The sequence below is a fragment of the Actibacterium sp. 188UL27-1 genome (assembly GCF_016901225.1).
Lineage (GTDB): Bacteria > Pseudomonadota > Alphaproteobacteria > Rhodobacterales > Rhodobacteraceae > 188UL27-1.
This window is the reverse complement of the sequence record NZ_JAFEUL010000001.1, coordinates 357,058-369,634: the sequence shown is the minus strand read 5'-3', so window position 1 is coordinate 369,634 and position 12,577 is coordinate 357,058. Positions and strand designations below refer to the sequence as shown.

11 protein-coding genes and 1 riboswitch are annotated in these 12,577 nt (G+C 61.1%); all 11 genes read right to left on the bottom strand.

The annotated features are described in order from the left end of the window. Window positions 1-90: 90 nt before the first annotated feature. The gene (locus IU397_RS01980; RefSeq protein WP_204410085.1) at window positions 91-726 is read right to left on the bottom strand and encodes an ATP-binding cassette domain-containing protein; all 636 of its coding nucleotides are present in this window, start codon (window positions 724-726) and stop codon (window positions 91-93) included. Then, the gene (locus tag IU397_RS01975; RefSeq protein WP_204410083.1) at window positions 719-2,404 is read right to left on the bottom strand and encodes an ABC transporter permease; all 1,686 of its coding nucleotides are present in this window, start codon (window positions 2,402-2,404) and stop codon (window positions 719-721) included. Before IU397_RS01975 ends, IU397_RS01980 begins: the two co-directional genes overlap by 8 nt. Window positions 2,405-2,408: 4 nt before the next feature. Then, on the bottom strand, window positions 2,409-3,611 hold the full coding sequence (locus IU397_RS01970; RefSeq protein ID WP_204410081.1) for an ABC transporter substrate-binding protein: 1,203 nt from the start codon (window positions 3,609-3,611) through the stop codon (window positions 2,409-2,411). Window positions 3,612-3,635: 24 nt separating this feature from the next. Continuing rightward, a complete protein-coding gene (locus IU397_RS01965; RefSeq protein ID WP_204410079.1) occupies window positions 3,636-4,253 on the bottom strand; it encodes a CDP-alcohol phosphatidyltransferase family protein in 618 nt (205 codons plus the stop codon). A 66-nt stretch (window positions 4,254-4,319) separates the two neighbouring features. Continuing rightward, window positions 4,320-4,991 carry an ABC transporter ATP-binding protein gene (locus IU397_RS01960; protein ID WP_204410076.1) on the bottom strand — a complete coding sequence of 224 codons (672 nt, stop codon included), beginning with the start codon at window positions 4,989-4,991 and terminating at the stop codon, window positions 4,320-4,322. Next, window positions 4,981-5,757: a cobalt ECF transporter T component CbiQ gene (gene cbiQ / locus IU397_RS01955; RefSeq protein ID WP_204410074.1), complete on the bottom strand. Its 777-nt coding sequence runs from the start codon at window positions 5,755-5,757 to the stop codon at window positions 4,981-4,983. The genes IU397_RS01960 and cbiQ overlap by 11 nt, the downstream gene beginning before the upstream one ends. Window positions 5,758-5,760: 3 nt before the next feature. Further along, a complete protein-coding gene (locus tag IU397_RS01950; protein WP_204410072.1) occupies window positions 5,761-6,324 on the bottom strand; it encodes a carboxypeptidase-like regulatory domain-containing protein in 564 nt (187 codons plus the stop codon). Then, window positions 6,324-6,941: a cobalt transporter CbiM gene (gene cbiM / locus IU397_RS01945; protein WP_204410069.1), complete on the bottom strand. Its 618-nt coding sequence runs from the start codon at window positions 6,939-6,941 to the stop codon at window positions 6,324-6,326. The genes IU397_RS01950 and cbiM overlap by 1 nt, the downstream gene beginning before the upstream one ends. Then, on the bottom strand, window positions 6,941-7,738 hold the full coding sequence (locus IU397_RS01940) for a DUF4198 domain-containing protein (protein ID WP_204410066.1): 798 nt from the start codon (window positions 7,736-7,738) through the stop codon (window positions 6,941-6,943). Before IU397_RS01940 ends, cbiM begins: the two co-directional genes overlap by 1 nt. A 142-nt stretch (window positions 7,739-7,880) precedes the next feature. Continuing rightward, window positions 7,881-8,096, bottom strand: a riboswitch (cobalamin riboswitch). Window positions 8,097-8,175: 79 nt separating this feature from the next. Continuing rightward, a complete protein-coding gene (locus IU397_RS01935) occupies window positions 8,176-8,880 on the bottom strand; it encodes a hypothetical protein (protein ID WP_204410064.1) in 705 nt (234 codons plus the stop codon). Between the two features lie 67 nt (window positions 8,881-8,947). Continuing rightward, a complete protein-coding gene (locus tag IU397_RS01930) occupies window positions 8,948-12,229 on the bottom strand; it encodes a chemotaxis protein CheB (protein WP_204410061.1) in 3,282 nt (1,093 codons plus the stop codon). Between the last annotated feature and the right edge of the window lie 348 nt (window positions 12,230-12,577).

Here is a 12,577-nt window from a genome sequence, read left to right as displayed (position 1 = left end):
GCGGATTACGTTCCGTCCTTTTCGCCTAGCCTGGCACCAAAAATCCGCCAAGCCATTGATAAGAAATCATTATACGAACATCAGGGACCGTCAGATCTGGATCACTTTTCCACCCGCCGCCCGCGCATCCGCCATATCGTGGGTCACCATCAGTGTCGGCAACCCCCGTCTGCTGGCATAATCAAAGACCAATGCGCGGATCTGGTCGCGCCGCGCCGTATCAAGGCGGGAGAACGCCTCATCCAGTAGCAAGGCGCAAGGTTCGGACAGCAGCATGCGCATCAAGGCAACGCGCGCCTTCTGCCCACCCGACAGGGTGGCGGGATCGCGGTCGGCAAAGCCGGTCAATCCGATCTCATCCAAGGCCGTTTCCACCCGCGCACGACGGATGGCGCGACCTTTGACATCGGCTGAGAGGCCAAAGGCCAAGTTCTCCCCAACGGACAGATGCGGAAACAGCAGATCGTCCTGGAACAGGATGCCAACCCGGCGCTTGGCTGTGGGCAGATCCGTGATGTCCCGCCCGTCCAGCAGAACCCGCCCCGCCGCGTTAAAATCCCTCCTCAGGGTTCCGATGATCAGGGATAACAGGGTGGATTTGCCCGCACCCGATGGCCCCATCACCGTCAGCACCTCGCCCGGTGCGATATGCAGGTCGAGTTCCAGAAGGATCGCCTCCCCCCGGGCGATGCAGATCTGCGACAGGCGCAAGCCGCGTTCACCCATGGCGCAGCCCCCGGCGGTTGCGCCAGATCAGGGTGGGCAGCAAAACGGCGGCGGCAAAGGGAAGCAATGCGGCCAGGGTCTGGACCAGGCCATGGACCCCGATCGCGCGCCTGTCTCCGCCAGCGGCCAGGGCGACGGCCTCGGTCGTGAGCGTTTGAACCCGGCCTCCCCCCACAAGCAGCGTCGGCAGGTATTGCCCGACCGACACCGCGATCCCCACAGCGCAAGCGGTCAGGACCGGCGCCAGAAGCATGGGCAGGCGGACCCGCCACAATACCTGATCCGGGCTGGCGGACAGCGCGCTTGCGATCGTGCCATAGCGGGGATCCCAAGCACGAAACGGATCGCCGAGGGACAAAAAGACATAAGGCAGCACAAAGACCAGATGCGTGGCGATGACCGGCCCGCGCCCGGCATCCGCCCCGATGCTGAGCAGCAGGGTCTGCAACCCCGGCAGAAATGCGGTTTGCGGCACCAAAAGCGGCAGGTACAGGATGAACAGACCGCCTGTCCGCATCCGCAAACCGTAACGGTATTCTGCCTCAAGGCAGCCCAAGGCCAGAAGCAGTGCCAAACCGGTGGCGGTGACGGCAATCACGGCCGTTTCGAGTGCCGTAGTCCACAGGTCGGGCCCGTGGCGCATCCAGGTGCGCAGGGTCAGGCTGTTTGGCAGCAGATCGGGGTAGCTCCAAAAGCCCGCGACCGACCAGACGGCGAGGCTGAGCAGGCCAAGCAGAACCGCCGCTGCCACCGCCGCCCCTGCGCACAGACCCAATTGACGTTGCATCCGGTCCGCCCGCCCCCGGGCACCGGTGGCAATCAATCGGTGGCCCAGCCAGGCGACCGCCCTCTCCGCCAGCCACCACAGGGTTACCGTGGCCAGGACCAGCGCCAGTTGCAGCAGCGCCGCCGCCGCCGCTTGCAACCGCAAGGCAAGGTCAGGATCGTTCATCCACCGCACGATCTGTACCGACAGGGTGGGCGGTGTGTTTGGCCCCAGGATGACCGCCACATCCACGACCGACATGGAATAGACCAGTACCACATAGACCGGCAGGCGGATCTGGGCGTAGATCCGGGGGAATACCGTGCGCATCCAACCTGTGATCCGGCCATAACCAAGGCTTTGCGCCACGGTCAAAGCGCGGTTGGCATCCGTCTGGCCCAGGGCGGCGAGCGTCATCAACATCAAGAACGGCACCTCCTTGACGACAAGGCCCGCGACCATCGCCAATCCCCACGGGTCCTGCACGATCAGCACGTCGGGCGGCTGGGCCCATCCCGTCGCCCACGGGGATATCAACCGCACGACCCATCCCGACGGTGCGATGAGAAAGGCAATCCCAAACGCCGCCGCCGCATGGGGCACCGACAAAAGCGGCGACAACAACCGCTCAAGCGCGCGAAAGGCCCGGGTGCCGATCCATCCCGCCGTTATCAGCGCAACGATGGCCAGGGACAGGCCTGTGGCCAGCAGGCCCGTGCTGACGCTCAACCAGGTGGCCCGGGGTAGACCCGGCCATGCAAGCAGATCTTGCAGTGGCTCCAGCGTCAGTCGGTCCGCCCCCGCCGCAGGAAAGTAGCCCAGTGCTGGCAGAATGGTTCCGACCAACCCCGCCAGTACCGGGCCGAGCATGGCCGCAAGGGTCAGTGCGGGCAGCCATGCGATACGTTGCATTGCGTTACTCGGCCACCCCGAAACGCGTCGTCCAATCGGCACTGATCCGGGTCATCCAGCTGGGATGCGGTTCAGGCTGTGCAGGGCCAAGCTGCTCTGGCGTAAGGGTCGCGATGCCCAGATCCAGCGCCGCAAAGGCCGCGCGGTCGCCCTCGTCCAGCTTCGCCATGTCAAGCACCGTACCGTAGCCAAGCACGCCGGGATCCTGCGCGCGCGCCTGCGCCTCGGGCGAGAGCAGCATGTTCGCCACGACCATCGCCCCAGCCTTGGAGCCACTGTTGTAGGGAATGGCGACGAAGCTGGCATTGCCCAGCGTGCCCTTGTCCAACACGAAGGTCCGCGCCGTTTCGGGCAGTTGAAAATTGGCGATTGCGGTGGAGGCTTCACCGGGACTGAACGAGAGGGCCAGATCGATCTCCCCATCCGCGATCAACTGCAACTGGCGCGGTCCGGTTTGGGGATAGGCGCGCCCCTGGCGCCAGAGGTTTGGGGTCAGATCCTCCAGAAAAGCCCAAAGCGGGGCGGTCACCGCGTCATAGTCTGCGTCCTCCACCGGATTTTGCAAAACCGATGGATCATCCGCGAGGTCGATCAGGGCCTGCTTCAGGAATGTCGCCCCCAGAAAATCAGGTGGTTGCGGAAAGGTGAAGCGCCCCGGATTGTCCCTGGTCCAATCGGCCAGCGCCGCCATGCTGCCCAGCCGGTCGGGCAGCCGCGCCGTGTCATGGATGAACACGACCTGCGCCATGGCCCAGGGGCTCTCATACCCCTCGACCGGCACGGTGAAATCCGTGCGGACCGTTTTGCCATCGACGTCCACATACCGCCAGTTGGGCAGATCTTCGGCAAAGGGGCCAAAAAGCAAATCGGCCTCCTTCATCGCGGCAAAATTCGCGCCATTGATCCAAATAAGGTCGACCGCGCCGTTATCATCCTGGCCCGCCGTTTTCTCGGCCAGGACCCGGCTGACCGCATCCGCCGTATCGGACAGTTTCACATGTTCCAGGGTCACATCGTATTCGGATTGTACCTGACTGCCGATCCAGGCGATGAAATCGTTGGTCGTGGTCGAGCCACCCCAGGCGTTCCAATAGACGGTTTGGCCCTTGGCCTCGGCCAGAACGGCGTCCCAATCCGCGGGCACGGGCTCAGCTTTTGCGGTGACTGCGGCGAGCATGAGGCCCGCCGCCAAAAGGATACGTCTCATGGGAAGTCCTTGTACTTGAGGTTATTAGGGCGCGACATCGGGAAAAACCCGGCGCGCCAGTAGGATACGCGACACCGCCGTGACAAAGCACAAGCTGCCAAAGATCCAGGCAAGCGGTGCGAACCACGCGGGAAATAGACAAAGGGCCACGAAAAAGGCAATCGTTTCGGTCCCTTCCAACAAGCCACCCGTGAAGTAGAGCGATTTTACACCCCGCGCGTCGGTCTGCATCTGTTTCTTTTCGGCCAGGACCGCAAAGCCCAGAAAGCTTGTGCCATTGAAGTAAAAGCTGGTCAGCAGGAACGCCCCCGCAGCCCCGTTGCCCGCGGGATCCGACATGACAAAGGCCATGGGGATCGCGCCGTAAAACAGGAAATCGGCCGCAATATCGAGGTATCCGCCAAAATCGGTTTGCCGAGAGGCCCGGGCCACGGCCCCGTCCAACCCATCCGCCAATCGGCTTGCGAGCAACAGCAGCAGGGCCGCAAGGTGCAGGCCGAAACCGATCAGCCCCGCCGCCGCCAATCCAAGCACAAGCCCGGCCAGGGTCACCTGGTTCGCCGTCACACCTCGCGCGGCCAGGCGCGCGCCCATCCAATTCAACGGGCGGTCGATGATCTTGCGGGCGGTGGCGTCCAACATGGGCGCTCCTGTCAGGGACGATGCGGCGCTGTGTGTGACGGTTCCGCCGTTTGAATACAATTCATCTTACACGGTTTTGACGGGATCTTGAGCAACCGGTGATAGTTGTCCGTTTTGCAACACCAGCGCCCGGTTGCCCAAGGCAGCGCGAAAGGCGGCATCGTGGCTGACGATGACCATGGCGTGTGGCAGGGCTTGCAGCACGTCTGTCAGGCGGGCCTGATTGTCGGCGTCCAGCGCATTGGTGGGTTCATCCAACAACAAAACCTCCGGATTCATGGCCAGAACCGTGGCAAGCGTCACCAGACGCCGCTCCCCACCCGAAAGCTGATAGGTCACGCGGTCTTGCAAGTGACGTAGGTCAAGTTGCGCCAGAACGCGCGCGACCGTCGCCATCGCTTTGTCCCGGGTCTGGCCCAGATTGAGCGGACCAAAGGCCACATCCTCGGCCACAGTGGGACAAAACAGTTGATCGTCAGGGTCTTGAAAGACCAGCCCGACCCGGCGGCGCACCTTCGCAAAATCGGCCTCCCCCAGACAGGGATGGCCAAAGGCCGTGATTGTCCCGGCAGTCGGGCGGATCAAACCGACAATCAGGCGCAGGAGCGTTGATTTCCCTGATCCGTTCGCACCGGTCACGCAAAGCCGCTCCCCGGCGGCGAGGGTCAGGTCTGCACCGCACAGGATCGGTGGACGATCAGTATAGCCAAACGTGACACCAGACAATTCAAGCAGCACGCAACCACCATTCAACCCCGATAAGCGCCAACAGACCTAACCCAATCACGCCTACAAAAATCCAATCGGCATATGCCAGCCGAAACCGGGCCATTACATGCAGACGACCGTCAAAGCCCCGGCATTTCATGGCTTCCATGATCCGGTCGGACCGGTCGAGCGCGCGGATCAGCATCATACCCACCAGGTAACCAAAGCTGCGATAAGTATGCAGCGTGTTGGCCGGGCGAAAGGCTCGCGCGCGCATGGCCAATCGCAGGCGGGCATATTCGTCTTGCAGCACCCCGATATACCGGGTCGTGAACAGCAGCAGATGCACCAAGGCGCCGGGCACGTGCAATGCGTGGAGCGCGCTGCCCAAGGTAACCGGCGAGACCGTCCCTACCAGCGCCATGACACTCAGGATCACGGCATTGGATTTCAGCGCAATTTGCATGGCGAGGGTTAGTCCCTCCAGGCTGGCTGTCAGTCCCCAGAGCGTGAATAGCGGGGCGCCTGGCACCGTGAAGGGCAAAGAGATCAGAAGAAACAGGATGAAACCATCCATCGCCGCCATGCGCCGCGCCGTTGGGCCTGCGGGCAGGTTAAACCCCGCGGCAAGGGCAACGGCGCCCGCCAGCGCCAGCAGTAGCGCGATCAAACTGGTAAGGGACACGCAGATGACCGCAAATATGGCCGCCGTGACAATGCGCAATCTGGGGTCTGTGGCAGACAGGCCGCCTGCACCCTCGCGCCCCAGGGCCGAAACTGGAAAGACCGATGACATGCCCTATCGGTCCAACCGATGCCGCGCGGCCAGGTAAAAGCCCAACCCGAACAGACCGGCAATGTAGCCAATCCCACCCAGGATGGACTGGAAGGTCTGCCGCTCGCGCAGAGCCGCGATCTCTCGCTTTAGAAGGCGGGTTTCCTGCCGGATCAGCGTTGCGAGGGCCTGTTGATCCTCTGTAGTCGTTGCGCTCGCTTCCGGTCTCACCTCGTCACTCGGCGTGGCAGGGCGCGGGCTTTGCCCCATCATCAGGGCGCGGATCTCGGCCTCCGCCATCACCATGACCGCGACATGGCCCGAGCCCAGATCCGCGCGAAAATGGTGGGCCACTGGCTGAACCGGGACAAACGAAAAGAAACCGTCATCGTTTGTGATCGTTTCCCCCAAAGCAGTACCTTGGGGATCCGTGACGATGACAGTTGCACCAGCCGCCACATGCCCGCTTGAAAAGGCGATCTCCCCTTCGATCTGACCACCGCTTGCGAAGATATCGGCAATCACGCCGTGGGCCATCGCCGCACCAGGCCAGCAGATCAGCAACAGCAGCACGGCGAGGGGCCGCATCACGCCGCGACCCTGACCATGGGGTGAAAGAGTTCGGGTTTGACCAGCCGCATCAGATAGATGGCCGCACCCGTCAGCGCCGCTTCGACCAGCATGACCGGCAAGTGAGCGATCAAAACCAGTTGTGCCGCGGGGATGAACGCATCGCCGCCCAGCGTTAAGGCCAAGGCGACACAACATGCTGTCAGCGCAATCGCCGCAGCGCCGCCCACGGCGCCCCAGATCGCGGCTTTGGGTGGGGGTGCGGCGGAAATAGCCCGGCGCAGCGCCAGATGAACCGCAATCGCGGGCAAGGCGACGATCAGGGTGTTCACCCCCAATACGGTCAAGCCACCAAAACCAAAGAAAGCCGCCTGCAGGATCAGGCCCACAAGCACCGCCGGAAAGACGGCCCAGCCCAGGACCAGCCCGGCCAGTCCGTTCAACATCAGATGGACCGAACTGGGCCCGACCGGCACATGGATGAGCGACGCGACAAAGAACGTGGCGGCCAGCACACCGGTGGCCGGGATCCGTTCCAGCGGTATGTCACGCAACCCGCGCGCAACCCCTGCGACAGCCAGAACAGTGCCCGCCACCACGACCGGGGCCGCCAGGGCCCCATCGACGATATGCACTACTCCCCCCCTTCAATCAGGTCATGGGCACGGATCCACAGGACAGCGTCCTGGGACAGGTCTTTGCCGTTGAATTGCGTCTCTGGCCCCACGCCAAGTGCGGCAAAACCCCAATGGCCCGCCTTCGGTACACCGAACGAGAAATACCCCTGCTCATCCGACAGGATGACAACTGCACCGCCGGGTGGCGGCGTGGCGGTTGCCGGACCGGCCGCATTGGCCGCCATGTCGGGCTCTGCCGCCATGTATTCCACCTCGATTTCAGCCCCCGCAACGGGAGCACCGTCCCGCATCACACGGCCCGTGAAGGTTGAACCGGCGATGACATTATGAGGTTTGACCAGCGGCAGGATCTCTGCAGGCAGGCCCATGGGGTTTGTCCAATCTGTGGGCAGGCCCCGGCGGTTCAGATACGTCTTTGTGAATTGCTGGATATACGTGTCTTCACTTTCTTCCAGATACGGCTCGGGCACGACCACCAGCACGTAATCGCCGGACCGTTTGACCGGCAAGCTGGCATTAAAGGCGCGACCTGCATTCTCGGCCCCGGTAAAAACGGTCTCTTCAAGGCTGCCCATCAGATCCATCCGTTCCCCGCGATGGACGGCAAAAAGCTGCTGCGGGCGGGCCATATCCATCACGGCACCGTTCTCAAACGGGTGCCAGAACAGCAATTTCAGCGGCACTGACCCCGTCTGGGTCAAACCGGTATCTTCGGTATAGATCAGTTGGAAATGGGCAGTTGCCGCCGTGGCGGATGCCCAGAATGCCAGCGCGGTGGCAAGGATCTTGGTCATATGTAGCGCTCCAATATGCCGCAAAACAGCGGCAGGAATAAAGGAACGAAGGGGAAGTATGGCCCGGCACAGGTCCATCGGGCCCGTACCGCGCCAGACGCACACCCCGGCGTCCGGTGATCACACGCCAGACGGGCACAGGGCCAGTTGGCGGATCCTCGGCAGGTCTCCTGGCTGACGGATCATGGCTTGGCCGACCTTCCCGAACCCATTGAGTTCAGTGGCATATCCGGCTTCGCTACCGCTTACAGTTGCGGGGGCAGCCACGGTTTTGGCCCCTGATGGGTACGCCGCACCGTGTTCCCTTTTCATTCCCGCCAGCATGGCTGGTCAGGAAACCGAAGATCACACACCAATGCTATCAGCAACGGGGCATTGTCAACGACGATTGACGCAGGACCTGTCAGATTTGCGCAACCCCGGTAACGGCTGTGCTGTCACCCTTGGCGGATATTGGCAGCCTTGCGCTCCACCGGGTCGATCATGAACATATCCGGTGAGTTTGGAATGCATTCGGCCAATTCAGGGGCGCACAGATCACCGCGTTGAAGATATGTCAGATAACGCTCGATCATCATCATGTAGGATTGAATGTCGTCATTGCGGGCCGCGATCTCGTTCATGCGGTCGTAGAGCATATCAGCGCACCGCGCCGCCTCCCCCCGGGTGGACAGACGCGAATAGGTCGCCAGATGATGCAACGGCCGGGCCAGTTCTTCGAGCAGTTCAAAGGCAAGCGCATCGGGTGTCTTCAAGGCCCGCTCCGCCGGATCGACTTTCAGGATGGCATCCACATCCCCCATGACCTGGGACGCCCGAACCGCAATCTCGTGACATCCGATGTCACGGGGCGCAATGAACAGGCGCAGGCGAGACAGTGCCAGACCATCGACAAAGATGTCTGTTTCGGGAAAGGTCATGACCCGTTCCTGCAGATCAACCCGGCCAAACAGATCGCGGACCTGGTCGACAAAACGCGCATCCAGAACCTGATCCGCCAGCGGTTCGTCGCGAAAGGCGCGTCGCACGACCTGATGAAAGCCCTGATATTCAATGGACAATGCGGACAATTCGCCCTCGGCCGACCGGCGAAAGCGAACCATTAGAAATGACTGGGTCAGGGATAGGTCAGTGGAGGTCACAGCTGTGCTCTTGATTATGCGCAACGGGCAGGGGCGACGGGCCGATTGGCGGCAAACGGGACTGCGATCATGCCGATGATGCCTCGCTCTCGGTTTCCTGCCTTGTCTCATCAACAACCGGGGTCGCGTGGCGCAGTGTTCCAAACAGGTAGCTGACCGCCCCGTTCAGATCGACAAAGACCTTACCAGTATATTCGAATAGCTGCTCCTTGCTGCGACCGATCTGCATATGGGCATTGAACGAGTAAGACTTGCCCTCGGTGATTGCAGCCTTGTGCAGCATTTCCGCATTTTCCCGGTCATCGGGGCGCATCTTGTCCAGAAGCTGGGAAAAATTCGGTTGATCCGCTGGGTGGATATCCAACATCTGGTACATCTGATCGCTCCAGTATTCGCGGTTATTGGCCACGTCGAGCGAATAGAAACCGATCTTCAATTCTTCCTGAACCAAGCCGAACTGTTCGATCAGCAGGTCGTTTTCGATCACAGTCGAAAGGTCTCGGAACACACCAACCACGTGGAGCGTATTGCCAAAACTATCGACAATCGGTGTGCCGTGGGCCTCGATCAGAACGACCTTGCCCGTGCCTGTCTTGATCCGTCCGCGATATTGGAAGGGGCGCGCACGTTCCAGGCAAGCGGTGATCACCTGCTCCAGCTTGGGCCGATCTTCGGGCAAGAACATTTCAATCGCATCTTCATAGCTTGGCGTCAGACCCGACGAATCGAGGCCATGGATCCGGTACATGCCGTCCGACCAGGCCAGAACGCCGTCCTTGGCCGACAGGCGCCAATGGGCAATGGCACCGATATCATCGACCAACTGCATCTTCTGGGACAATTCCTGCTGCGCATAATATTCCGCAGTGCGGTCCAGTTCGGACACAATGATCGTGGCACCGCGCAAGGTGTCATCCTCCCCATAAAACGGGGCGCAGCGAATTACGACCGATACGCGCTCAATCTCGAACGTTTGCTCTTGCATCTTGCGCAGGCGGATCGCCTCGCTGGCCAATTCCGTGAGCGACGGGAAGCCCCGCGGCAAAAAACACTGGCTGATATGGACCCGGCCCGCAGCCTGGCCGGGGATCTTGAACCGGGCACGGGCCTCTTCGCTGGCGCGGCGGACCTGCAATGCGCTGTCGACCACAATGATCAGCGACGGCGCATAGCGCAGCATGGAGGTTTGCTCGCGCGTCATTTCTTCGAGTTCGGTGGAATTGACCAGCAATTCCTCATTTACGGTGATCAGTTCTTCATTCGTGGATTGAAGTTCTTCGTTGGAGGTTTCCAGCTCCTCATTCGCAGCCTGCAACTCCTCGTTCGTGGAAGCCATTTCCTCATTGGCCGATTGCAGCTCTTCGTTCGAGGCCTGAAGCTCCTCGGTCGTATGCTGCAAGGCTTCGCGCGCACTGGAAATCTCGTGCTGCATCTGCTGCATCAACTGACGGTCGTTGTCCTCGTCCGGCTCCACCTGCTGATGGGGAACCAGTTCTTTGATCTCGACCTGGAAGGTGAGCAGGACATAACGCTCGTTTGTTTCCCGCACGAGCAATGGCAGCGCCTCCATGACACCGTGCACACCGCGATCCGGGTCCAAGACATGGCTCAACCCCGACCGGCGGGAGCCTTTGCGCAACGCGAGCGAACACAGGCCTGGCGCTTCCTCCCGAAGCGGGCGCAACAGCAGGCTGATGGTCGGCCCAAGCTGCGTTTCCTCCGACAGTTCCACCAGGTTGTTGAAGTTGCCATAGACCCGCAGCACATTCATATCCGCGTCCAGCAGCATCGCCTTGTCACCCGATGCGCGGGCCAACGCGTCAAACAGATGGCGCTGACTGCCATCCTGATCCTTGACCCCGCGATCAGCCTGACGCGGGTCCAGCACCTCGGAAAACAGGCTGTTCATCCGAGTCTGGCGGTTGGTGCGGCTGATCGTGCGCTTCCGAAAGATCTTGTGTTCGCTTGAGACCGCTTCGAAATCCGGCTGCGACGACCCCAATTGTTCAGAACTGCCAAGAAACAGCAGGCCCTGCCGGTTCAACGCATAATGCATCCGGTGCAGGACCCGTTCCTGCAGGCGTGGATTAAAATAGATCATCAGGTTGCGCAGGCTGACCAGATCGATGTTGCTGAACGGCGGGTCGTGGAACACGTTGTGGTTCGAGAACAGGATGGTGTTCTTGACCGACTGCTTGACATGCAGATGATCGCCGCGAAATTCGAAATACTTGTCCACCAGATCCTGGGGGATGTCGTTGGCCGCGGCAAGCGGGTAGACCCCGTTGCGCGCCTGATCCAGCGCCAGACCGTCGATATCGGTGGCAAAAATCTGGAGCGACCGCTTGCTGAGCTGTGACGGGCCGCCCAGCGCCTCCGCCGCCAGGATCGCAATCGAATAGGCCTCCTCACCCGTGGCGCAGCCCGCCACCCAAGCCCGAAACGGTCGATCATGGATCTTTTCGACAATGCCGCTGATCTCTTCGCCAAGGTGGGAAAACGGATCAGGATCCCGGAAAAACCGTGTGACCGAGATCAACAGGTCCTTAAACAGCATGTCGACTTCGTTCACATTGCTGCGGCAATGGTCGACATAGGCATCATATTCATCGATGCCCAAGGCCACCATGCGGCGCTGGACCCGGCGATGGACCGTGTTTTCCTTGTAGTCCCGGAAATCGATGCGCGTCCGTGCCAGCAGGATATGCATCAGGTCCGCCATCTTGCTGGAGGCGGCGTGAATTTCCTTAAATGTCTCTAGATCATAGGGCCGGGTCAGGATCTTGCTCAGATGCTGGCCAATCTCCCCCGGTGTCAGGATAAGATCGACACAACCGGTGGAGGCCGCAGAGCTGGGCATACCGTCATATTTGGCGCTGGTCGGGTCCTGGGCAATCGTGATGCCACCCACCTCGCGGATGGCCTGTACACCCGAGCTGCCATCGCTGCCCGTGCCGGACAGAACGATCCCCATGGACCGCTCCCCCTTCTCCTCGGCCAGGCTGGCAAACAGGCGATCGGCAGACGGGCTGGGGGTGGCAAACCGGCCCGATGGCTGAACCAGTTGAAACTTGCCGTCCTGGACCACCGCATCAAATTTCGGCGGGGTAACGTAAACCGTATTGGGCTCTGGCACGACGGACTCTGTCAATTCCTTGACCGGCAACTTGGTCTCGCGATCAAGCAAGGCATGGATCAGGCTTTTATGGTTGGGCGACATATGCTGCGCCACCACGTAACTCGCCCCGGCATCCTCGGGCAGATGCTGGACAAGCTGGGTCAACGCTTCAAGCCCACCAGCCGAAGACGCGATGCCGATGTAAAAACGGTCCTCAGCGTTGTCCGTCATGTCGCCTCACTGTTCCACCCCGTTCAAATGGCGATCGTCGCACCGATCGCGCCCTGAAAAACGCCGTCGCGATGGGGGCGGACGTTGACAAGCGCCCGTGCACCTTGAACCCCGCATGTGCCTCCACATGTCACCATGGCGAATGCCGCGCCCTGAATTCTTAAACAGGCCTTAACCATGACTTTCGGGATTACGGCCCAAAAGATTAACAAATGGTAAAAATCTACGCGGAGTTCGAAGCCAATCGCCGGGCTGCACAAGTGCGCTGCACACCTGATCTGCAGCCTGCAAACTAAAATACCGTCTTTGGGTATGGAAAACCATAAAACCGGGCCAAAACGGCGCATC

What these genes read in the sequence shown, in the direction of transcription:
- IU397_RS01980 (WP_204410085.1), bottom strand. Translation starts at nt 726, where the DNA reads ATGGGTGAACGCGGCTTGCGCCTGTCGCAGATCTGCATCGCCCGGGGG.
- IU397_RS01975 (WP_204410083.1), bottom strand. Translation starts at nt 2,404, where the DNA reads ATGCAACGTATCGCATGGCTGCCCGCACTGACCCTTGCGGCCATGCTC.
- IU397_RS01970 (WP_204410081.1), bottom strand. Translation starts at nt 3,611, where the DNA reads ATGAGACGTATCCTTTTGGCGGCGGGCCTCATGCTCGCCGCAGTCACC.
- IU397_RS01965 (WP_204410079.1), bottom strand. Translation starts at nt 4,253, where the DNA reads ATGTTGGACGCCACCGCCCGCAAGATCATCGACCGCCCGTTGAATTGG.
- cbiQ (WP_204410074.1), bottom strand. Translation starts at nt 5,757, where the DNA reads ATGTCATCGGTCTTTCCAGTTTCGGCCCTGGGGCGCGAGGGTGCAGGC.
- IU397_RS01950 (WP_204410072.1), bottom strand. Translation starts at nt 6,324, where the DNA reads ATGCGGCCCCTCGCCGTGCTGCTGTTGCTGATCTGCTGGCCTGGTGCG.
- IU397_RS01940 (WP_204410066.1), bottom strand. Translation starts at nt 7,738, where the DNA reads ATGACCAAGATCCTTGCCACCGCGCTGGCATTCTGGGCATCCGCCACG.
- IU397_RS01930 (WP_204410061.1), bottom strand. Translation starts at nt 12,229, where the DNA reads ATGACGGACAACGCTGAGGACCGTTTTTACATCGGCATCGCGTCTTCG.